We start from the raw sequence: 20,272 nt of genomic DNA, 5'->3' as shown, positions 1-20,272 counted from the left end.
GGCGGGATTGGCGTGACCTAATCAGGCCGCGGCGGTTCGTCAATGTTTATGGCGACTGGGTTTATGGCGGTTGGAGGGCGTTTGCGATGAAATTGAGCACCAAGGGGCGTTACGCGATGGTGGCGCTGGCCGATCTGGCCCTGCAGCCGGACGGCACGCTGGTCAGCCTGACCGAGATCGCGCGCCGTCAGGACGTGAGCCTGCCTTATCTTGAGCAGCTTTTCGTGAAGCTGCGGCGCGAGGGGCTGGTGGACTCCGTCCGCGGCCCCGGTGGCGGGTATCGGCTGGCACGTCCTGCGTCCGAGATTCGCGTGTCCGACATCCTTGGCGCCGTGGACGAGACGGTGAGTGCGATGCACAAGGGGGCGGGTGCCTCGGGTGGCGCGTCGGGGTCCCGCGCCCAGTCGCTGACCAACCGGCTGTGGGAGGGCTTGAGCGCGCATGTCTATGTGTTCCTGCACCAGACGCGGCTGAGTGATGTGGTGGGCAATGCCATGGCGCCTTGCCCGGCGGTGCCGGCACTGTTCGAGGTGGTCGATGAGTGAGATGTCTCAGGGGGCTCTGCCCCCGGCCCTGACGGGCCTCCCCCGGAGTATTTTCGGAAAAAGCGAGGATGTGTCGCGGTGAGCCGGGTTTATCTGGACCATAATGCGACGACGCCTTTGCGGGCCGAGGCGCGGGCGGCGATGATCGCGGCGATGGATGTCGTGGGCAACCCGAGTTCCGTGCATGGCGAGGGGCGGGCGGCGAAGGCGCTGCTGGAGCGGAGCCGGGCTGCGGTGGCCGATGCCGTTGGCGCATCGGGGGCGGATGTCATCTTTGTGTCCGGGGCGACGGAAGCGGCGGCGCTGGCGCTGGCCGGGCGCGGCTTGCACGGGTCGGATCTGGAACATGAGGCGGTGCGTGGCTGGGTGGATTGCGATCTGGCCGTCGTGGGGGGGCGGGTGCAGGTGGCATCGCCGGCACGGTCGGTGGTGCAGCTTGCGAATTCCGAGACCGGGATCGTGCAGGCGCTGCCTGCGGGACTGGCCGTGAGCGATATCACGCAAGGCTTTGGCCGGGTTGCGTTTTCCTATGGCTGGGCCGGTGTGGAACAGGTGTTTTTGTCAGGCCACAAGTTCGGTGGGCCCAAGGGTGTCGGCGCGCTGGTCGTGCCGCAGGGATTCGATGTGGCAGCGCAGCTGCGCGGTGGCGGGCAGGAGCTGGGCCGCCGGTCGGGGACCGAGAATATCGTGGCGATCGCGGGCATGGCCGCGGCGGCTGTCGCGGCGCAGGACGATTTGGCCTCTGGCGCGTGGGAGCGGGTTGCGGAACTTAGAAATATTCTAGAAAAGGCGGTTGCGGATATCGTGCCGCAGACTATTTTTGTCGGAAATGATTTGGACCGGCTGCCGAACACCTGTTGCATGATCTGTCCCGGTTGGCGGGGCGAGACGCAGGTGATGGCGATGGATCTGGCGGGGTTCGCGGTCAGCGCGGGATCGGCCTGTTCCAGTGGCAAGGTCCGCTCCTCGCCGGTGCTGACGGCGCTGGGATACGACGACGAACAGGCCCGGTGCGCGTTGCGCGTGTCGCTGGGTGTCGAGACGACGGAAGACGAGGTTTTGCGCTTTGCCGATGCGTGGTGCGCCAAGGCCCAACGGATGATGGCGGCGTGAGCCGCAAGAGAGGTGAGTAAAATGGCTGCAATGGATGTGGACGTCAAAGACGGCGTCGATCAGGAGACCGTCGATGCGGTGGCGCAGCTGTCGGGGGCCTATAAATACGGCTGGAACGACGACGAGATCGAGATGGATTATGCGCCCAAGGGCGTGAACCCCGATATCGTGCGGCTGATTTCGTCCAAGAACGAAGAGCCGCAGTGGATGACCGACTGGCGTCTTTCGGCCTTCGCGCGCTGGGAAGGCATGGAAGTGCCGAACTGGGCGATGCTGAAGCTGGCGGATATCGATTTTCAGGATCTGTATTATTACGCCCGGCCGAAAAGCATGGAAGTGAAGCCGAAGTCCCTGGACGAGGTCGATCCCAAGCTGCTGGAGACCTACAAGAAACTGGGCATCCCGCTGAAAGAGCAGGCGATTCTGGCAGGCGTCGAGGGCGCCGAGGCGCCGCCCGCCGAGGGCCGTAAGGTGGCTGTGGATGCGGTGTTCGATAGTGTATCCGTGGGGACGACGTTCCAGAAGGAACTGGCCAAGGCCGGGGTGATCTTCTGCTCGATCTCGGAGGCGATCCGGGAGCATCCGGAGCTGGTGAAGAAGTATCTAGGCACCGTCGTGCCGCCGTCGGACAACTTTTATGCGACGCTGAACTCGGCCGTGTTTTCGGACGGGTCCTTCGTCTATATCCCGCCCGGCGTGCGCTGCCCGATGGAATTGAGCACCTATTTCCGGATCAACGCCGAGAATACCGGCCAGTTCGAGCGGACGCTGATCATCGCCGACAAGGGGTCCTATGTGTCCTACCTTGAAGGCTGCACGGCGCCCAAGCGCGACGTCGCACAGCTGCACGCGGCGGTGGTCGAGATCATCGTCGAGGAAGACGCGGAGGTGAAGTATTCCACGGTGCAGAACTGGTATCCGGGCGACGCCGAGGGCCGGGGTGGCATCTACAACTTCGTCACCAAGCGCGCCGACTGCCGGGGCGACCGGGCGAAGGTGATGTGGACGCAGGTGGAAACCGGGTCTGCGGTGACGTGGAAGTATCCAAGCTGCATCCTGCGGGGCAATGATTCACAGGGCGAATTTTACTCCATCGCCATCGCGAACAACATGCAGCAGGCCGATACCGGGACCAAGATGATCCACCTGGGCAAGCGCACGAAGTCGCGGATCGTGTCCAAGGGGATTTCGGCGGGCAAGGCGCAGAACACCTATCGGGGCCTCGTGTCGATGCACCCCAAGGCCAAGGAATCGCGCAACTATACCCAGTGCGATTCTTTGCTGATCGGGTCGGACTGCGGGGCGCATACGGTGCCTTATATCGAGGTGAAGAATAACTCTTCGCGGGTCGAGCATGAGGCGACGACGTCCAAGGTGGACGACGAGCAGCTGTTCTATTGCCGCAGCCGCGGCATGGATGAGGAAGAGGCCGTGGCACTGGTCGTGAACGGGTTCTGCAAGGAAGTGCTGCAGGCGCTGCCGATGGAGTTTGCCATGGAAGCACAGGCGCTTGTCGCGATCAGCCTCGAAGGCTCTGTCGGGTAGTAATGATGAGTTCTCTGCGGTGACCCCCTACGTCCTGCCGGTGCTGATGCTGGTCGCGTCGAATGTCTTCATGACCTTCGCGTGGTACGGGCATCTGAAGTTTCCCGGGCAGGCGTTGTGGGTCGTCGTGCTGGTCAGCTGGGGGATCGCGTTCTTCGAGTACTGGCTGGCGGTGCCGGCGAACCGGATCGGACACACGGTCTATTCGGCGGCGCAGTTGAAGACGATACAGGAGGTCATCACGCTGGTGGTCTTCACGGGTTTTTCGGTCTTCTGGTTGAAGGAAGGCGTGAGTTGGATGACGCTGGGTGGTTTCGTGCTGATCGTGTGCGGGGCGGCCATGGTGTTCAAAGGATAGAAGGACAGAGTTATGTTGGAAATCAAAGGCCTGAAGGTCGATCTGCAGGACGAGGACAAGTCGATCCTGAAGGGTGTGGACCTGAGCGTTCCCGCCGGAAAAGTGCATGCGATCATGGGGCCGAACGGGTCCGGCAAGTCGACGCTGTCCTATGTGCTGTCTGGCAAGGACGGCTACGAAGTCACTGCCGGCACGGCGACGCTGGACGGCGTGGACCTGCTGGCGATGGAGCCGGAAGAGCGTGCCGCGGCGGGCCTGTTTCTGGCGTTCCAGTATCCGGTCGAGATTCCGGGTGTCGGCAACATGACGTTCCTGCGCACGGCGGTGAATGCACAGCGCAAAGCGCGCGGGCAGGAAGAGCTGTCGGCCGGTGACTTCCTGAAGGAAGTCCGCGCCAAGGCGAAGGACCTGCAGATCGATGCCGAGATGCTGAAGCGCCCCGTAAACGTGGGCTTTTCGGGTGGCGAGAAGAAGCGCAACGAAATCCTGCAGATGGCGATGCTGGAACCGAAGATGTGTATCCTCGACGAGACCGACTCTGGCCTTGACGTGGACGCGATGAAGCTGGTGGCCGATGGCGTGAACGCGCTGCGGTCGGAAGGCCGGTCATTTCTGGTTATCACGCATTATCAACGCCTTCTGGACCATATCAAGCCGGACGTCGTCCACATCATGGCGAACGGCCGCATCATCAAGACCGGCGGGCCGGAGCTGGCCCTTGAGGTCGAGAACAACGGTTACGCCGATCTGATGGCGGAGGAGGCGTAATGGCGCTTGCGCAACGCAAACAGGATGCGACGGACGCGCGGCTGGGCGGCATCGCGTTGCCCGACGGCCCGGCCTGGCTGACACGCGCCCGCAAGGCGGCGCTGGCGCGCGTGGCGGCCATGGGTCTGCCCGCGCGGCGGGATGAATACTGGCGCTTCACCGACCCCACGACGCTGACCGACGGGGCCGCGATCCCGGCCGAGGTGCTGGCCATCGAGGAAGACCCGGAGTTTTCCGCGACCGACGCGCTGCGTGTGGTCTTCGTGGACGGTGTATTCGATGCGGACGCCTCTGACGATCTGACGGCCGCCGGTGTGACGATCACCCGTCTGGCCGCGGCGCAGGATATCACCTGGGCCGCCGACCTGCTGGGCACGCTGGAGACGCGCGGGCAGCAGCCGGTGGAACGCCCTCTGGCGGCGCTGACGACGGCCACGGCGACGGACGGTCTGCTGATCCATGTGACGGGTCAGGCGGAACGCGCGATCCATCTGCGCTATGACCGCAAGGACGCAGGTGCCGACGTGGCGCTGCACCATGTGGTCAAGCTGGACGCCGGGGCTGTCGTGACGCTGCTGGAAAGCGGTGCCGGTGCGGCGCGGTTTGCGTCGAACATGGAGGTCGACGTGGCAACGGGTGCCGCGTTCCACCATGTCCGCGCGCAGGGCCGCGACCATGGCCGCCGGATGAACACGCATACCTTTGCGCGGATCGGCGCCGAGTCGACGTTCAAGTCCTTCACGCTGAGCGTCAACGGGGCGCTGACCCGCAACGACTGCATCATGGAGATCGTGGGCGACGATGCCACGGCCCATGTGGCAGGTGCCTGCGTCGGTGACGGCGAAGGCTTTCACCACGACGATACGATCTTCATCACCCACGACGCGGTCGGCTGCGAGAGCCGCCAGGTGTTCAAGAAGGTGCTGCGCAACGGCGCCGTGGGCGTGTTTCAGGGCAAGATCCTGGTCAAGCACGGCGCGCAGAAGACCGACGGCTATCAGATCAGCCAGAGCCTGCTGCTGGACGGCGACAGCCAGTTCCTCGCCAAGCCGGAGCTGGAGATCTATGCCGACGATGTGGCCTGTTCGCATGGGTCCACGTCCGGTGCGATCGACGAGGATGCGCTGTTCTATTTGCGGTCCCGCGGTGTGCCGCACAAGACGGCGACGACGTTGCTGACCCTGTCGTTCCTGGCCGAGTCCCTGCAGGAAATCGCGGATGAAAGCCTTGCGGATGATCTGCGCGACAGGCTTGCGGGCTGGCTGGACCGTCATCAGCACTGATGGCGGTCACGGCTGACATTGTGCGCACATGGCGCGGCCCCCGCGCCGTGATGCGCGACCTGCTGTCCCGCGGCAAGCGCGAGGACCGGGCGTTGGCCTATCTGATCGTGTTCTGCCTGCTGGTCTTCGTCGCGCAATGGCCGCGGCTGGCGCGGACGGCGGCGGGCTTTGATCTGGCGCCGGGGACAGAGCCGCGCGAGATCGGACAATTGATGACCTACGAGCTTTTCGCCTGGCTGACGGTCTGGCCGCTGGCGCTTTATGGTCTGGCGGGGATCAGTCATCTGGTCGCGAAGGCATTTCGCGGGCAGGGGACGTTCTATTCCGCCCGGCTGGCGCTGTTCTGGTCGCTGCTGGCCACGGTGCCGGTGCTGCTGCTTTATGGTCTGATGGCCGGGTTTCTGGGGCAGGTGGCGGGGACGCATCTGGTGGGTGCGGTCTGGATCGTGGCCTTTGCCGTGATTTGGTTGCAAAGCCTGCGCGAGGCCGAGGCGTGACGCCGGGCCAATTCATCGCGACGTCGCTGCGGGACCCTGCCGGCGTGGCGCGGCGGCTGACAGCGGTGGCCCTGCCAAGCGGCATTCTGTGGCAGATGGCGGCGCTGGTCACGATCCTGTCGGTGCTGGTGCTGGAACTGGGTCTGCTGCTGTCGCCCACCGAGGCGTCGATGGTCGCGGCCAGTCCCTTTACCCTTTGCGTCATTCTGGGGTCGTCGCTGGTCATGATGGTCGCCGCGATCTTCTGGACCGGGCGCATGATCGGCGGGCAGGGACGGTTTGCCGCAGCGATTCTGCTGATTGTGTGGTGGCAGGGGATGGCGCTGGTCATTCAGGTCGTGCAGACCGTAGCCCTGTTGCTGTTTCCGCCGCTGGCGGGGATCGTGACGCTGGCAGGCCTCGCGTGGCTGGTCTTTGCGCTGCTGCATCTGGTCAACGTGTTGCACGGGTTTGACAGCCTGCTGAAATCGCTGGGCACGGTCGTGATCGGCGTGCTTGGCATATCTTTTGGGCTCGCATTGTTGCTGGCCCTGATCGGCGTGACCCTGCAAGGAGGCACCCTTTGATGTTCGACGTAGATGCGATCCGCGCGCAGTTTCCCATCCTGAGCCGCGAGGTGAACGGCAAGCCGCTGGTGTACCTCGACAACGGGGCATCCGCGCAGAAGCCGCGCGTCGTGATCGATGCGATGACGCAGATGTACGAGAACGAATATGCCAACGTTCACCGTGGCTTGCACTATCTTTCCAATGTGGCGACCGACCATTACGAAGGCGTGCGCGGCAAGATCGCGCGGTTCCTCAATGCAAAGTCAGAGGATGACATCATCCTCAATTCCGGCACGACCGAGGGCATCAACATGGTCAGCTACGGCTGGGCCGCGCCGCGCCTGCAGGCGGGCGACGAGATCGTACTGTCGATCATGGAGCACCACGCCAATATCGTGCCCTGGCATTTCCTGCGCGAACGGCAGGGCGTGGTCATCAAGTGGGTCGAGACGGGGGCCGACGGATCGCTGGACCCGCAGGCCGTGATCGACGCAATCGGGCCAAAGACGAAACTGGTGGCCGTCACGCATATGTCGAACGTGCTGGGCACGCTGGTCGATGTAAAGGCGATCTGTGCGGGCGCCCATGCCAAGGGCGTGCCGGTGCTGGTCGATGGCTCTCAGGCCGCGGTCCACATGTCCGTCGATGTGCAGGACATGGGGTGCGATTTCTATGCCGTCACCGGACATAAGCTTTATGGGCCAAGCGGTTCCGGGGCGATCTTCGTCCACCCAGACCGCATGGCCGAGATGCGCCCCTTCCTTGGTGGTGGTGACATGATCCGCGAGGTCAGCCGCGACGCGGTGACCTATAACGATGCGCCGATGAAGTTCGAGGCGGGCACACCGGGGATCGTGCAGACCATCGGTCTGGGGGTCGCGCTGGACTGGATGATGGATGTCGGCATGGACAACATCGCGGCCCACGAGGCGGGCCTGCGGGACTATGCGCAGGACAAGCTGCACGGGCTGAACTGGTTGCAGGTGCAAGGCAATGCGCCGGGCAAGGGCGCGATCTTCAGCTTTACGCTGGACGGGCCTGCACATGCGCACGACATTTCGACCGTGCTGGACAAGAAGGGTGTCGCCGTGCGTGCCGGGGCCCATTGCGCGATGCCGCTGATGGATCATCTGGGGCTGACGGCGACCTGCCGGGCGTCTTTCGGCGTCTACAACACCACGGCAGAGGTCGATGCGCTGGTCGATGCGCTGGAGCTGTGCCACGAACTTTTTGCCTAGGGGCTTTCGGTGTTGCGGCGCGGTTTTCGCGCCGCTATAGACGGTCCAAGGCACCCGTAGCTCAGCTGGATAGAGCGCTGCCCTCCGAAGGCAGAGGCCACTGGTTCGAATCCAGTCGGGTGCACCATTTTCATGATAACGTCTGGGCGTTTATCCGCGCCGTCCCATGCGACAGGGCGATTTGCCTTGGTCCTGCCGGTCGAAATGCCTACAGACGCCGGCCGCCACGATGACGATGATACCGGCGCACAGGCCGCCCAGAATGTAACATGTCAAAAGCCGCAGATCCGTGACGAAATACAGGATCGTCGTGAAGATCGTGGCCATGGCGCCCCAGGTGATCGATAGTATCGGCATAAATCTAAATCCAATGGAAAATCGCTAAAAATCGCTGCGGCGTGACGGAGCTTGGCATTCAGGCGACGTTCTTGGCTCCCTCCATCGGTTCTGTGTCCTGTGGTTCGGTGTCCAAAGCGCCGCGACACGATGGCAGGACGAAATACGCCCCCCTGCGTCGTGCAAACTCTGGCGCGCTGACAGGGCGACGTAAACGCTTGTTTTGCTCGATTGCAACTTAGGTTTGAATCCCGGATCCCAATAAAGTTTACAAGTCGTTAACAACTCTCAATTATTATGACGTGCATTAATTTTGCTCAGATGCACAAAACCGACAGGTGTGTTCAGGCATCCTGCCGCCACGCCTTTCAACCTGACAGCGATTCGGCTGTCTGTCAGGACAGCGCTTTGGTCAGCGGTCGGGGAGACTGGGGATGTCCGATAGCTGCTGTCATGATCGGGGTTTCTGGTAGGCCCGGCAGGATTTGAACCCGCAACCAAGGCGTTATGAGCGCCCTGCTCTAACCGTTGAGCTACAGGCCCCCCATGTCAGCAATAACGCGCAGGACGGCAGGGTCAAGTCAGTTGGTGATCGGTGCGGACCCGAGGACTTGCGTCAGCAGGACGATCATCTCACGCTCCTTGTCGGAAATCACGCTGGGGTCGCCGTCGAGGTCGGCCATTGCGACGATATCGTCATAGCTGGGCGGGCCGGGGTTGAAGGTCGCGTCCACCGGCACATCGACCCACAGATCGTCCATCGGCATGGGCGCCATGGAGACGACCTCGGCCGTGGCGGGGGTGGCGAGCAGGGCGATCAGGGGGATCATGCGGTGTATCATCATGCGAGTTTAACCCGGTCCCGCGCAAAAGGTTGCATCACATTCGGCGGTTTTTCGCGCAGGCTGTTGTCGTGTTGCGCCGTTGCACCAAGCGCGGACCTGGGGTATCGCGCAGGGGCCGGAACGGGGCCTGATACGGGGATCGCCACATGACACAGAACGGACTGACCTACGCTGCCGCAGGCGTCGACATCGACGCGGGAAATGCGCTGGTCGAACGCATCAAGCCTGCCGCCAAGCGCACCCAGCGCAGCGGCACGATGGCCGGTCTGGGCGGGTTCGGCGCGCTCTTCGACCTTAAGGCGGCCGGTTACACCGACCCGATCCTTGTGGCGGCGACGGACGGTGTGGGCACCAAGCTGCGCATCGCGATCGACACGGGCAATGTGGACACGATCGGGATCGACCTTGTCGCCATGTGCGTCAACGATCTGGTCTGTCAGGGGGCAGAACCGCTGTTCTTCCTCGATTATTTCGCGACCGGCAAGCTGGAGCTGGACGCCGCGACACGCATCATCGAAGGCATCGCGGCAGGCTGCGAAGCCTCTGGTTGCGCGCTGATCGGGGGCGAGACGGCAGAGATGCCGGGGATGTATCACGGCGGCGACTTCGACCTTGCGGGCTTTGCCGTGGGTGCGATGGAACGCGGGTCGGACCTGCCTGCGGGGGTCGCGGCTGGCGACGTGCTGCTGGGGCTGGCCAGCAACGGCGTTCATTCCAACGGCTATTCGCTGGTGCGGCGGATCGTGGAGGCGTCTGGGCTGGGCTGGTCGGATGCGGCACCCTTTGCGGATGGGCCGCTGGGGGGCGCGCTGCTGACGCCGACGCGGCTTTACGTCAAACCGGCCCTGGCGGCGGTGCGGGCAGGGGGCGTGCATGCGCTGGCCCATATCACCGGCGGCGGGCTGACGGAAAACCTGCCCCGCGTGCTGCCGGACGATCTGGGCTGCGAGATCGAGTTGTCATCCTGGGCGCTGCCGCCGGTCTTTGGCTGGCTGCGCGACGCAGGCGGCATGGCCGAGGCCGAGATGCTGAAGACCTTCAACACAGGCATCGGCATGGTGCTGGTCGTGGCCTCTGACCGGGCCGATGCGCTGGTGGACCTGCTGATGGCCGAGGGCGAGATGGTGCACCGCATCGGCCGCGTAGCGACGGGTGCGGGCGTACGCTATACCGGCGCGCTTGCGTGACACGTGTCGGCATCCTGATTTCCGGCGGCGGGTCCAACATGGTCGCACTCGCGCGTGACATGACCGGGGATCATCCCGGTCGTGCGCGGCTGGTGATCGCCAACGATCCCGGTGCCGGAGGTCTGCTGAAGGCCAATGCCCTGCGGATCCCGACCGCCGTGGTGGATCATCGCGATTTTCCCAAGGATCGCGCGGGGTTCGAGGGTGCTTTGCAGGACGCGCTTGAAGAGGCGCGGATCGAGGTCGTGGCGCTGGCAGGCTTCATGCGGATCCTGACGCCCGCGTTCACCGCGCAATGGGCCGGGCGGATGCTGAATATCCACCCGTCGTTACTGCCGAAATACAAGGGTTTGCACACCCATGCGCGTGTGCTGGATGAAGGCGACACCCGGCACGGCTGCACCGTGCACGAGGTGACGGCAGACCTTGATGACGGGCCGATTCTGGGGCAGGCGGCCATGGATGTGCGGCCCGGTGACACACCGCAGAGCCTGGCCGAACGGCTGCTGCCGCTGGAACACCGGCTATATCCATTGGTGCTGCGCCGCTACCTTGCGGGCGACCGCACGCCGGTGATGCTGGACGCCTGACGCCACAGGGTTTTCAACGCGGACATGATCGCTTATCACGGACCTGTCCGCGCCATCGCGGTATAGGAAATCAAGGCTTTCATGCAGACCATTACCACGACCGAGGCGCTGGCCACCTTCTGTGCCGCAGCCGCCAAGCGCGCTTATGTCACCGTCGATACGGAATTTTTGCGGGAACGCACCTATTACGCCAAGCTGTGCCTTGTGCAGCTGGCGTGGCAGGATGAGGGCGGCCATGACGAGGTGCTGGTTGATCCGCTGGCCGAGGGCCTGTCGCTGGAACCGCTGTATGATCTGTTCCGGGACGAGGGCGTGGTCAAGGTGTTCCATGCCGCGCGGCAGGATCTGGAGATCTTCTGGGTCGATGCGCAGCTGATTCCCTCGCCCTTGTTCGACACGCAGGTCGCGGCGATGGTCTGCGGCTTTGGCGATCAGGCGGGATACGAGACGCTGGTGCGCAAGATCTGCAAGGACGGTGTCGACAAGTCGAGCCGCTTTACCGACTGGTCGCGAAGGCCGCTGACGGACGCGCAAAAGACCTATGCGGTGGGCGACGTGACCTATCTGCGCGACATCTACGAATACCTGAGCGACCGACTGCGCAGCACCGGGCGGCAGAAGTGGGTCAACGAGGAAATGGCGGTCCTGAACGATCCCGCGACCTATGAAACCGACCCGGATACGGCGTGGGAAAAGGTCAAGACGCGCACGAACTCTGGCCGGTTCCTGAGCATCGTGCGCGAGTTGGCGCGGTTCCGCGAGACCTATGCCCAGAGCAAGGACGTGCCGCGCAGCCGGGTCTACAAGGATGATGCGCTGGTCGAGATCGCCAGCGCGAAGCCCGCCAACGAGGCCGATCTGGGCCGTCTGCGCCTGCTGCTGCGCGAGGCGCGGCGCGGTGACATCGCCGACGGCATCCTGAACGCGGTGAAGGAGGGGCTGGCGGTGCCGAACGACAAGCTGCCGAAGCCCGATCTGAGCCGCGAGAAGCTGCAGGTGAACCCGGCCATTGCCGATATGCTGCGTGTCCTGCTGAAGGCGAAATCCGATGAGGAAGATGTGGCGCAGAAGCTGATCGCCTCCTCTGCCGACCTCGATCTGCTGGCGGCAGGACAGCGCGACATTCCGGCGCTGAAAGGCTGGCGCAACGAGGTCTTTGGCCGCGACGCGCTGCTGCTGACGCAAGGCAAGGTGGCGCTGGCCGTCGATGGCCAGCGCGTGGTGACGGTGCCGCGCTAGCGGCCGACGCTGCGGCCCGATTGGGCCGCCATCACGATGATCGACGTGGCACGGCCCAGGGTCGCGCTGTCGATCTTGGTGGCCACGGTGATCTGCTGCGGGGTCAGGCCTGCGGGTTGCGTCGCCGGGGCCCGCACCCGGAATTCATAGACCAGCGTGCCATCGCTGCCTGCGAGAGGCACGAGGCCTGCGTCATAGAACCCCTGACCCGCCGCACGGCCGGTGGCCCGCAGCACGGCGCCGCCGGGCACATTTTCCAGCGTGACCGTGTCGACACTGGCGATCAGCGTCCGGCTGTCGTCGGCCACGGCAAGGTCGCGCGCCGTGACGAGGGGTTTCACGTTACCATCGGCATCGCGCGGCACGGCGCCGGAGCCCTTGAACAGATTGAGCGGGTTGAGCCGCGAATCCGCGATCCGGGCGCACCCCGTGGTGGCGAGCGTTGCAATCAGCAGAAGAGAGAGGACGGGACGCATGGCGGGCCTTTCGCAGTGTGATCCATGACCTAGCCGAATTGCAGCCCTGTGGAAAGTGCCTGCGACTGGACCTTTGCGGCCCTGGTGCCTAGATCAGAGTTGACCAGACAGGAGACCGCAGCATGGCGACGCCCGCTTTCGAGGAGATCGTGGAGACCTTTGAATTCCTTGACGACTGGGAGGACCGCTATCGCCATGTGATCGACATGGGCAAGGCGATGCCGCCGCTGGAGGATGCGCTGAAGGTGCCGGCGACCAAGGTCGACGGCTGTGCGAGCCAGGTCTGGCTGGTGCCGCTGCCCGAAGACGGTGTCTTTCATTTCCGCGGCGACAGCGATGCGATGATCGTGCGCGGGCTGGTGGCGATCCTGGGGGCGCTTTACGACGGTGTGCCGCTGGACGAGGTGAACCGGATCGACGCAGGCGACGCACTGGGGCGGCTTGGGCTGACGGATCATCTGTCGGCCCAGCGGTCCAACGGGCTGCGCGCCATGGTGGAACGAATCCGCAGCGTGGCGGCGGCGGGATAGCCGATTTTCTCGGTGAAAAATCGGCCATGGGGGCTCTGCCCCCCGCCGTGCCGGCGTCCCCCGAAGTATTTTCGACCAGAAGAAGGGCTTAGGCGGTGGCGAGGGCCTGTGTGAGGTCGCCGTAGCCCGTCTGGCGGCGGCTGAAGGCGAGGCCCATGCGGTCCGCGATGGCGCGGGCGTTGTCGGTCAGGGCGGGATCATCGGTCTGGGCGAGGTAGATCAGCGCCGTGTAGTTGCCGAAGTAGGTGTCGCGCAGTTCGGGGTGGCGGTCGAGGCCGAGGGGGCGCCAGACGAAGGCGTCGAACTGGCGGGTCAGGAAATCGGTGAGGTAGAAGGCGGTCATGTCGTCGGCCTGCGCAAAGGCGTCATTGCCGGTGAAAAAGCTGTAGCAATGCGGGCCGGGGATCATGCGGACGCCGAGAGCGTCGCAGGCGGCATGCAACTGGCCGCCGGTGCCGCAGTCAGCGTAGACCACGAAGATGCGGTCGTAAGCCGCGCGATGGGTCGCGACGGCCTGCGTGATCGCCGGGACGATGCGTTCGGGATGGTTGTGCCAGATCGCGGGCAGGCATTGCAGGTCGAGGTGATCCCAGCCGTTGGCGCGCCGCAGGGCGATGATTTCATGCGCCAGCGCGCCGCAGGCCAGCAGCAGGACACGGCCACGCCCCGTGGGGGCCAGACCGTCTTCGGTCAGTTGCAGGTCGGGTGTCGGCGTCAGTGGGCCCGGCGCAGCAGGACCGACAGCACCAGCAACACTGCCGCCACCGCCGGCATCAGGGCCAGCAGGCCCGACGTGCTGGCGAGCCAGACGGTCAGCGCGGACAAGGCGAGCACCGCGGTCAGCAGCCATAGAAACGATCCGATGCGCATGATGTTTCCTCTCTCCCAGATGCGGCCCAGTAGAGAGTTTTCGGACGACCTGTAAAGTGCGATGTGCCGGAACCTGAAACCAGGTCAGCCAGCGCTCGCGCGATTGTGTTTGCGGGCCATCCAGGTCTTTGCGGTTTCGACCGCGACGGCGGCATCTCGGCAATAGGCGTCGGCACCAATGGCACGCCCGAATTCCTCGTTCAGAGGTGCGCCGCCGACGAGCACGATGTAATCTTCCCGCATGCCCTTTTCGATCAGCGTGTCGATCACGACCTTCATGTAGGGCATCGTCGTGGTCAGCAGGGCGGACATGCCGAGGATGTCGGCCTTTTCCTTTTCCAGCGCCTCGATATAGCCGTCGACGGCGTTGTTGATGCCAAGGTCGATGACCTCGAATCCCGCGCCTTCCATCATCATGCCGACGAGGTTCTTGCCGATGTCGTGGATGTCGCCCTTGACGGTGCCGATGACCATCTTGCCGATGGTCGGCGCGCCGGTTTCGGCCAGCAGGGGTTTCAGGATGGCCATGCCGCCCTTCATCGCATTGGCGGCCAAGAGCACCTCTGGCACGAAGAGAATGCCGTCGCGGAAGTCGGCGCCGACGATGGTCATGCCGCCGACCAGCGCCTCGGTCAGCACCCGGTAGGGTTCCCAGCCGCGGCCGATCAGGATGTTGACGCCGTCCTCGATCTCTTCCTTCATGCCGTCGTAGAGGTCGTCGAACATCTGCGCGACGAGGTCTTCGTCGTTGAGGTCGGCGAGGATGATGTCGTCGTCGTCTGACATGGGGCGATCCTTTTGGCGCGGCTTTCACCGGGGTTGTAGTTTCGTCATGCGCCTTTGCCCAGACCGGCACGCGATAAATTGCGACATCTGGGCGGGTGTGACCGACGCGGGGTTGCGTTTGTTTCCGTTTTGTTCCATTTTGCGGGCATGGATTTGGGACCGCCGCCACGTTATCGCACGCCCGGACGGGCCGCCGGGGGGAACCCGGATGTCCGGTTCGACCGGCTGACGCGGGAGGGTGCGGACGACGGCTGGACCTTGGACGATGATCTGCCGGTGCTGCGCACGCAGGTCAGCGACGAGGTGCCGCGGCGGGTAATCTCGAAAAACACCTCGCCTGACATTTCGTTTGAGCAGTCGATCAATCCCTACCGCGGCTGCGAGCATGGCTGCATCTATTGTTTTGCGCGGCCCAGTCACGCCTATCTGGGCCTGTCGCCGGGGCTGGATTTCGAGACGCGGCTGATCGCGCGGCCCGATGCGCCTCAGGTTCTTGCGCGGGAGTTGCGGGCCAAGGGCTATGTGCCGCGCACCATCGCGATCGGCACGAATACCGATCCCTACCAGCCGATCGAGCGTGACAGGGGGATCATGCGCGGGATTCTGCAAGTGTTGTCGGAGTTCAACCATCCGGTGGCCATCGTGACCAAAGGCGCGCTGATCACACGCGACATCGACATTCTGGCGCCGATGGCGGCCAAGGGACTGGCGCGGGTCGGAGTTTCGGTCACGACGCTGGACAACGCCACCAGCCGCGCGATGGAGCCGCGCGTGCCGCTGCCCGCCGTGCGCCTGCGGGCGATCCGGGCGCTGACGGAGGCGGGGATCGACGTGCGGGTCATGGTCTCTCCGATCGTGCCCGCGCTGACGGATCACGAGCTGGAGGCGATTTTGAAGGCGGCGGCGGAAGCTGGGGCGGTGGCCGCGTCATCCATCGTGTTGCGGCTGCCGCGCGAGGTCGCGGGGCTGTTCCGCGACTGGGTGGCGGAGACCTATCCCGACCGCGCCGCGCGCATCATGGGGCGGGTGCGGGAATTGCACGGCGGGATGGATTACGACCCTGCGTTCGGCACGCGGATGACCGGGCAGGGGGAATGGGCGCGGCTGCTGCGGCAGCGATTCGATCTGGCGGCACGGCGGCTGGGACTGGACAGGCGGTTGCCGCCGTTGCGGACCGACCTGTTCGCAGCCCCGCCGCGGGCGGGAGATCAGCTTTCGTTGTTGTGAGGTTGGCCGGTGCGTGGCCGCGGGTGTCGGCCTGACGGCCGAGCCTCCGGCGGGGATATTTTTGAAACAGAGAGGGGGCCGGCGTTTTGGGCGTAGTGGGTCTGTGCAGCCTGCGGTGGTGCAGGCTGCGGGACTGTCGTGCCGCCGCTGGGGTCAGCCGCGGCGCTTACCGCGGCGGGCGGCGCGGACCGGGCCGTTACCGTCGGTACCGTCGGATTCAGACGAGAAGGTGCCCAGAGCGGCGGTGATCTGGTCGAGCGTCGGGCGGTCGCCTTTGGGGCGGGTTTCCAGCGCTTCGCGCATCGCGGTCAGGTGTTCGGGGGTGGTGCCGCAGCAGCCGCCGATGATCCTGGCCCCGCAGTTGCGGGCGAGTTCCGCGTAATCGGCCATCAGTTCCGGCGTGCCGTCATAATGAATGTGGCCGTCGTGGTATTTCGGGATGCCAGCGTTGCCCTTGGAGATCAGCGGCAGGTCCGGGTCGGCGTCCGCCATGCCAAGGATCGTCCGCAGCAGGTCCGAGGCCCCGGTGCCGCAGTTGGCGCCAAAGCCCTGCGGCTGGTAGGCGAGCTTGGCCACGGATTTCACCATCTCGCGGCTGGTGACGCCCATCATGGTGCGTCCGGCGGTATCAAACGACATCGTGCCGCACCACGGCATGTCGGCCAGCTTGAAGGCCTCGGCGGCGGCGGCGTATTCCTCGAAGGCGGAAATGGTTTCGACCCAGAGCACATCGGCCCCGCCGGCCTTGAGCCCTTCGGCCTGTTCGTGGAACATCTCGACCGCGAGTTCGTGGGTCAGGCTGCCCATCGGCATCATGATGTCGCCGGTCGGCCCTACCGAGCCTGCGACGATGACCGTGCGGCCGGACTTGTCCGCGACCTCGCGCCCGATTTCGGCGGCGGCCTTGTTCAACTCCATCACGCGGCCTTGCGCGTCGTGCAGTTTCAGGCGCGAGGCATTGCCGCCGAAGCTGTTGGTCAGAAAGAGGTCGGAGCCTGCGTCGACGGCGCCCTGATAGAGTTGCGCGATCCGGTCAGGATGTTCGACGTTCCACATCTCTGGCGCGTCGCCGGAAGAAAGACCCATGTTGAACAGATTGGTCCCGGTGGCGCCATCGGCGAGGATCCAGTCGCGCGCGGCGAGAAGTTGGGCGAATGCGTTTGTCATCGGTGGCCTCGGTCTGTGCAGGGGGTCCGGAGCGGACGGTCGCGTCTTCCGTCGCATGAGGCGCGGCAAAAGACAATCGCCCGAGCCGTGAGGTCAGGCGCGCATGGGGGCGCTGGACGGCCCAGAGGACCGCCGTTGCAGACCACAGGAACCGCAGCGCGCCGGGTGCGGCATAGTAGAGCGGGCGGGTCTGTGGGGCGAAACTGCCCTTGAACTGCGCCAGCCCGGCGTGGCGGCGGCCGAGCCAGCCGAAGGGGCCGCGTTGTGCCACGGTGGCGCCGAGATTGACCTCTGTCACACCGGCGGATTTCGCGGCGGCGAAGCCTGCGGCCATGGCCGCATGGATCGCACCCGCGGGCAGGGTGCCGTCATAGCGGATCAGGTCGAGCACCCAGTCCTGCGGGCCGGTCTGGAAGGTGACGAAGCCGCGCAGGGTGCCGCCCGCGTGGATGCCAAGGACAAGCTGGTCGCGCAGGGCGTGGGGCTGGTAGCGGCCCATGGAAAAGCCGCGCTCGCCCCCATGCGCGCGGGCCCAGGCAGCGGCGATGCGCGACATGGTGTCGCCGTGGTCGGCGGGGTCGATGATGGCGACCGTGGCCCCCTTGGCCTGCGCCTGCCGCAGCTTGCGCCGCAGGGCGGCACGGTCGGGGCCGTCCAGAGACCAGGTTTGCGGGTCGATGACCGACTCGGTGGCGATGACCATGACTGTCCATCCGCGCCGGCGCAGCCGGGCCGTGGTGCGGGCGTTGCATTTGTAGCGGCCGGTGCGGGACAGGGCGGTGGGGGTCTGGCCCAAGGTCTCTCCGATAATCGCTTTGGCAAGGGGGGCCTGACCGACCAGTGCGGCGCCGCGCGCGTCCTGCCAGACAGAGGCCCCCTGCGCCGCCAGCCCCCAGAGCGCCGGGGCCCGGTCGCGGAGCAGGTGACGCAGGGCGTCGCGGCCGGGCAGCACTGGGGCGGTGTGCAGCGACACAAGGCCCGCGACACCCGGCAGCACGCCGTAGATCAGGCGGTAGGCCAGCAGCGCGGGCAGCATGTCCGCCACCGGGACAGGCAGCAGGGCCAGCACCACCAGATCGAAGGCGCCGAGGCCCATCGGCAGGTGGGTGGCCAGCCCCGCGCCGAGGGCGAGGACGAAGACCGCGAGCACATCCGCCAGCGGCAGATCGGCGGGCGCCAGCAGGGCGAAAACGAGCGACGCGCAAAGCAGGTCCAGTTGACACCAGCCCATGACGGCAGCGGCCAGCCTGCGGTGCCGCCACAGCAGCGGGCCATAGCGCCACAGCGCCAGCGCTGCACAGGTGACCAGCAGCGGCAGGGCCGACAGCGACAGGGATGGCAGTTGTGCCAGTGCGATCCACCAGATCGCCACCAGGGCCGTCAGCGCCCAGCACAGCATGAACGACAGCGAGGCCGCGAGCGACTGGCGGGCGATGTCGGCGGTGCGGGCGGTGTCGCGCAGCAGGCGCCAGCGCAGCAGGGCCGCGACGACGCTGGCGGCGCCGACGCATTGGCCCACAGCGACGGCCAGACGCCCGGTGCGGCGGGCGGCCCAGGGTTGCGTGTTCAGGCGCAGGGTGATGTGCCACGACGCTTCCATCCGGCCCATGGCGATGAAACTGAGGCCGGTCAGGGCGATGGCGGCGATCCAGCGCCAGGGGGCGATAGCGGGCAGGCCCAGCAGCGCTGTCTGCAGCGCGCGGGGGGGCAGTTGGCCCGCGCCCCAGATCAGCAGGCAGAGGCCGAAGGCCAGCGCAAGCGCCGTGCGCGCGGCACCCCGGAGCGAGAGAGATATGCCGTGCATCCGGGGCCTCCTGACTGCGATGTCAGAGCCCTAGCGCAGGCCGCATGAAAGCCGGGTAAACGCGGCCCCGAAAGGCCGCGAAACCCTTTCAAATGCGATCAGTTCTCGTCGAGCAACTGCGCCTTGGCGGCGATCATCAGCTCTTCCATCTTGGCGCGCAGATCGGCCTCGGAGACCGTGTCGCCGAGATCGCCGTGGACCTTGCGGAACACGTCCTCGTCGCCGGCTTCCTGAAAGTCGGACTTGATGACCTCTTTGGCATAGGCCTGCGCGTCGTCGCCCGACTTGCCCATCACGTCGGCGGCCCAGAGGCCCAGCAGCTTGTTGCGGCGCGCCTCGGCCTTGAACTGCATTTCGGCGTCATGGGCGAACTTGTTTTCGAACGCGTTTTCGCGGTCTTTCATCGTCGACATGGGGCTGGGTCCTTTGTGCGGCGTTGCATTGCAGAAGTTATGGGGACCGCACCGCTTGCCCGCAAGGGGGGCTTGGCGTAAGAGGCGGAAAGCGGTGGCCCGCCAACGGGGCCGCCCCCAGACGTGAGGCATCCCATGGCGCGCCGCAAACTGATCTATGAAGGCAAGGCGAAGATCCTGTACGAAGGACCCGAGCCGGGCACCTACGTCCAGTATTTCAAGGACGATGCCACCGCCGGCAACGGCGCCAAGAAGGCCGTGATCGAAGGCAAGGGCGTGTTGAACAACCGCCTGTCAGAGTTCTTTATGGTGGGTCTGGGCAATATCGGAATCCCCACCCACTTCATCCGCCGCATCAACATGCGCGAGCAGTTGATCCGTCAGGTCGAGATCATTCCGCTGGAAATCATCGTGCGCAACTTTGCCGCAGGATCCATGGCGAAACGTCTGGGCATGGAAGAGGGCGCTGCCCTGCCGCGCCCGATCGTCGAGTTTTCCTACAAGGACGACAAGCTGGGCGACCCGCTGGTCCCCGAGGAATACATCATCGCCTTCGGCTGGGCGTCCCAGCAGGATATGGACGATATCGTCTCCATGGCGTTGCGGGTGAACGATTTTCTGTCGGGCACCATGTATGGCGTCGGCATCAAGCTGGTCGATTTCAAGATCGAGGTCGGGCGGATCTGGGACAACGAATTCCCGCGTCTGGTCGTGGCCGACGAGATCAGCCCCGATTGCTGCCGCCTGTGGGACGTGGAAACCGGACAGAAGCTGGACAAGGACGTGTTCCGTCAGGACCTTGGCAACCTTGCCGATGCCTATACGGAAGTCGCGCGTCGGTTGGGCGTGCTGCCCAGCAATGTCACCCACCGGCCGAAGCCCACGCTGATCAACTAAGGATACCAAT

The 20,272-nt window shown here is 65.1% G+C and carries 23 protein-coding genes and 2 tRNA genes; 16 read left to right on the top strand and 9 right to left on the bottom strand.

Annotation, left to right across the window (positions count from 1 at the left end; genetic code table 11):
* Positions 1-86: 86 nt before the first annotated feature.
* The 10 genes from GLR48_RS15390 (at position 87) to GLR48_RS15345 (ending at position 8,022) form a co-directional block, all read left to right on the top strand.
* Positions 87-545 carry an Rrf2 family transcriptional regulator gene (locus GLR48_RS15390; protein ID WP_237062726.1) on the top strand — a complete coding sequence of 153 codons (459 nt, stop codon included), beginning with the start codon at positions 87-89 and terminating at the stop codon, positions 543-545.
* 78 nt (positions 546-623) lie between these two features.
* Positions 624-1,658: a cysteine desulfurase family protein gene (locus GLR48_RS15385; protein WP_237062724.1), complete on the top strand. Its 1,035-nt coding sequence runs from the start codon at positions 624-626 to the stop codon at positions 1,656-1,658.
* 21 nt (positions 1,659-1,679) lie between these two features.
* The gene (sufB, locus tag GLR48_RS15380; protein ID WP_237062722.1) at positions 1,680-3,203 is read left to right on the top strand and encodes a Fe-S cluster assembly protein SufB; all 1,524 of its coding nucleotides are present in this window, start codon (positions 1,680-1,682) and stop codon (positions 3,201-3,203) included.
* 46 nt (positions 3,204-3,249) lie between these two features.
* Positions 3,250-3,561: a DMT family protein gene (locus GLR48_RS15375; RefSeq protein WP_237064569.1), complete on the top strand. Its 312-nt coding sequence runs from the start codon at positions 3,250-3,252 to the stop codon at positions 3,559-3,561.
* Between the two features lie 12 nt (positions 3,562-3,573).
* The gene (gene sufC, locus GLR48_RS15370) at positions 3,574-4,329 is read left to right on the top strand and encodes a Fe-S cluster assembly ATPase SufC (RefSeq protein ID WP_237062720.1); all 756 of its coding nucleotides are present in this window, start codon (positions 3,574-3,576) and stop codon (positions 4,327-4,329) included.
* Positions 4,329-5,612, top strand: a complete 1,284-nt coding sequence (locus GLR48_RS15365) for a SufB/SufD family protein (protein ID WP_237062718.1) — start codon at positions 4,329-4,331, stop codon at positions 5,610-5,612. Before sufC ends, GLR48_RS15365 begins: the two co-directional genes overlap by 1 nt.
* Positions 5,612-6,109, top strand: a complete 498-nt coding sequence (locus GLR48_RS15360; RefSeq protein ID WP_237062716.1) for a YIP1 family protein — start codon at positions 5,612-5,614, stop codon at positions 6,107-6,109. Before GLR48_RS15365 ends, GLR48_RS15360 begins: the two co-directional genes overlap by 1 nt.
* Positions 6,106-6,675 carry a YIP1 family protein gene (locus GLR48_RS15355; protein ID WP_237062715.1) on the top strand — a complete coding sequence of 190 codons (570 nt, stop codon included), beginning with the start codon at positions 6,106-6,108 and terminating at the stop codon, positions 6,673-6,675. Before GLR48_RS15360 ends, GLR48_RS15355 begins: the two co-directional genes overlap by 4 nt.
* Positions 6,675-7,895: a cysteine desulfurase gene (locus GLR48_RS15350; RefSeq protein WP_237062714.1), complete on the top strand. Its 1,221-nt coding sequence runs from the start codon at positions 6,675-6,677 to the stop codon at positions 7,893-7,895. The genes GLR48_RS15355 and GLR48_RS15350 overlap by 1 nt, the downstream gene beginning before the upstream one ends.
* Before the next feature lie 50 nt (positions 7,896-7,945).
* Positions 7,946-8,022: transfer RNA gene (locus tag GLR48_RS15345), tRNA-Arg, on the top strand.
* Positions 8,023-8,045: 23 nt separating this feature from the next.
* Here GLR48_RS15345 and GLR48_RS15340 read toward each other — a convergent pair.
* From GLR48_RS15340 to GLR48_RS15330, 3 genes are all read right to left on the bottom strand, one after another.
* The gene (locus GLR48_RS15340; RefSeq protein WP_237062713.1) at positions 8,046-8,252 is read right to left on the bottom strand and encodes a hypothetical protein; all 207 of its coding nucleotides are present in this window, start codon (positions 8,250-8,252) and stop codon (positions 8,046-8,048) included.
* A 446-nt stretch (positions 8,253-8,698) separates the two neighbouring features.
* Positions 8,699-8,774 (bottom strand) — tRNA-Ile (locus tag GLR48_RS15335).
* Between the two features lie 38 nt (positions 8,775-8,812).
* Positions 8,813-9,061: a hypothetical protein gene (locus GLR48_RS15330; RefSeq protein ID WP_237062712.1), complete on the bottom strand. Its 249-nt coding sequence runs from the start codon at positions 9,059-9,061 to the stop codon at positions 8,813-8,815.
* A 161-nt stretch (positions 9,062-9,222) separates the two neighbouring features.
* On the opposite strand from GLR48_RS15330, the gene purM reads away from it, so the two are divergent.
* From purM to rnd, 3 genes are all read left to right on the top strand, one after another.
* Positions 9,223-10,263, top strand: coding sequence for a phosphoribosylformylglycinamidine cyclo-ligase (gene purM, locus GLR48_RS15325; protein ID WP_237062711.1), 1,041 nt, complete (start codon positions 9,223-9,225; stop codon positions 10,261-10,263).
* Positions 10,260-10,853, top strand: coding sequence for a phosphoribosylglycinamide formyltransferase (purN, locus tag GLR48_RS15320; RefSeq protein WP_336886641.1), 594 nt, complete (start codon positions 10,260-10,262; stop codon positions 10,851-10,853). The genes purM and purN overlap by 4 nt, the downstream gene beginning before the upstream one ends.
* Positions 10,854-10,934: 81 nt before the next feature.
* Positions 10,935-12,092, top strand: a complete 1,158-nt coding sequence (gene rnd / locus GLR48_RS15315) for a ribonuclease D (protein ID WP_237062710.1) — start codon at positions 10,935-10,937, stop codon at positions 12,090-12,092.
* Here rnd and GLR48_RS15310 read toward each other — a convergent pair.
* Positions 12,089-12,568 carry a hypothetical protein gene (locus GLR48_RS15310; RefSeq protein WP_237062708.1) on the bottom strand — a complete coding sequence of 160 codons (480 nt, stop codon included), beginning with the start codon at positions 12,566-12,568 and terminating at the stop codon, positions 12,089-12,091. The two genes, rnd and GLR48_RS15310, sit on opposite strands and share 4 nt — an antisense overlap.
* Positions 12,569-12,690: 122 nt before the next feature.
* On the opposite strand from GLR48_RS15310, the gene GLR48_RS15305 reads away from it, so the two are divergent.
* Positions 12,691-13,098, top strand: a complete 408-nt coding sequence (locus tag GLR48_RS15305; protein WP_237062706.1) for a SufE family protein — start codon at positions 12,691-12,693, stop codon at positions 13,096-13,098.
* Positions 13,099-13,186: 88 nt separating this feature from the next.
* Here the strand turns inward: GLR48_RS15305 and GLR48_RS15300 are convergent, their stop codons facing one another.
* The gene (locus tag GLR48_RS15300; protein ID WP_237062704.1) at positions 13,187-13,948 is read right to left on the bottom strand and encodes a DUF1638 domain-containing protein; all 762 of its coding nucleotides are present in this window, start codon (positions 13,946-13,948) and stop codon (positions 13,187-13,189) included.
* A gap of 104 nt (positions 13,949-14,052) precedes the next feature.
* Positions 14,053-14,754, bottom strand: coding sequence for a corrinoid protein (locus tag GLR48_RS15295; RefSeq protein WP_237062702.1), 702 nt, complete (start codon positions 14,752-14,754; stop codon positions 14,053-14,055).
* A 147-nt stretch (positions 14,755-14,901) separates the two neighbouring features.
* On the opposite strand from GLR48_RS15295, the gene GLR48_RS15290 reads away from it, so the two are divergent.
* Positions 14,902-15,981: a PA0069 family radical SAM protein gene (locus GLR48_RS15290; protein WP_237062700.1), complete on the top strand. Its 1,080-nt coding sequence runs from the start codon at positions 14,902-14,904 to the stop codon at positions 15,979-15,981.
* A gap of 153 nt (positions 15,982-16,134) precedes the next feature.
* Here GLR48_RS15290 and bmt read toward each other — a convergent pair whose 3' ends face one another.
* The 3 genes from bmt to GLR48_RS15275 all read right to left on the bottom strand — a co-directional run bounded on the left by bmt (position 16,135) and on the right by GLR48_RS15275 (position 19,365).
* A complete protein-coding gene (bmt, locus tag GLR48_RS15285; protein WP_237064567.1) occupies positions 16,135-17,106 on the bottom strand; it encodes a betaine--homocysteine S-methyltransferase in 972 nt (323 codons plus the stop codon).
* The gene (locus GLR48_RS25960) at positions 17,015-18,952 is read right to left on the bottom strand and encodes a phosphatidylglycerol lysyltransferase domain-containing protein (RefSeq protein WP_237062698.1); all 1,938 of its coding nucleotides are present in this window, start codon (positions 18,950-18,952) and stop codon (positions 17,015-17,017) included. Before GLR48_RS25960 ends, bmt begins: the two co-directional genes overlap by 92 nt.
* A 98-nt stretch (positions 18,953-19,050) precedes the next feature.
* The gene (locus GLR48_RS15275; RefSeq protein WP_237062696.1) at positions 19,051-19,365 is read right to left on the bottom strand and encodes a DUF1476 domain-containing protein; all 315 of its coding nucleotides are present in this window, start codon (positions 19,363-19,365) and stop codon (positions 19,051-19,053) included.
* Between the two features lie 135 nt (positions 19,366-19,500).
* Between GLR48_RS15275 and purC the strand changes: the two genes are divergently transcribed.
* Positions 19,501-20,262 carry a phosphoribosylaminoimidazolesuccinocarboxamide synthase gene (purC, locus tag GLR48_RS15270; protein WP_237062693.1) on the top strand — a complete coding sequence of 254 codons (762 nt, stop codon included), beginning with the start codon at positions 19,501-19,503 and terminating at the stop codon, positions 20,260-20,262.
* The last annotated feature ends 10 nt before the right edge of the window (positions 20,263-20,272 follow it).

The organism is Loktanella sp. M215, from assembly GCF_021735925.1.
In the GTDB taxonomy this organism is placed as follows: domain Bacteria; phylum Pseudomonadota; class Alphaproteobacteria; order Rhodobacterales; family Rhodobacteraceae; genus Loktanella.
The sequence above is the reverse complement of the archived record's forward strand: the minus strand, read 5'-3'. Positions and strand labels throughout refer to the sequence as shown.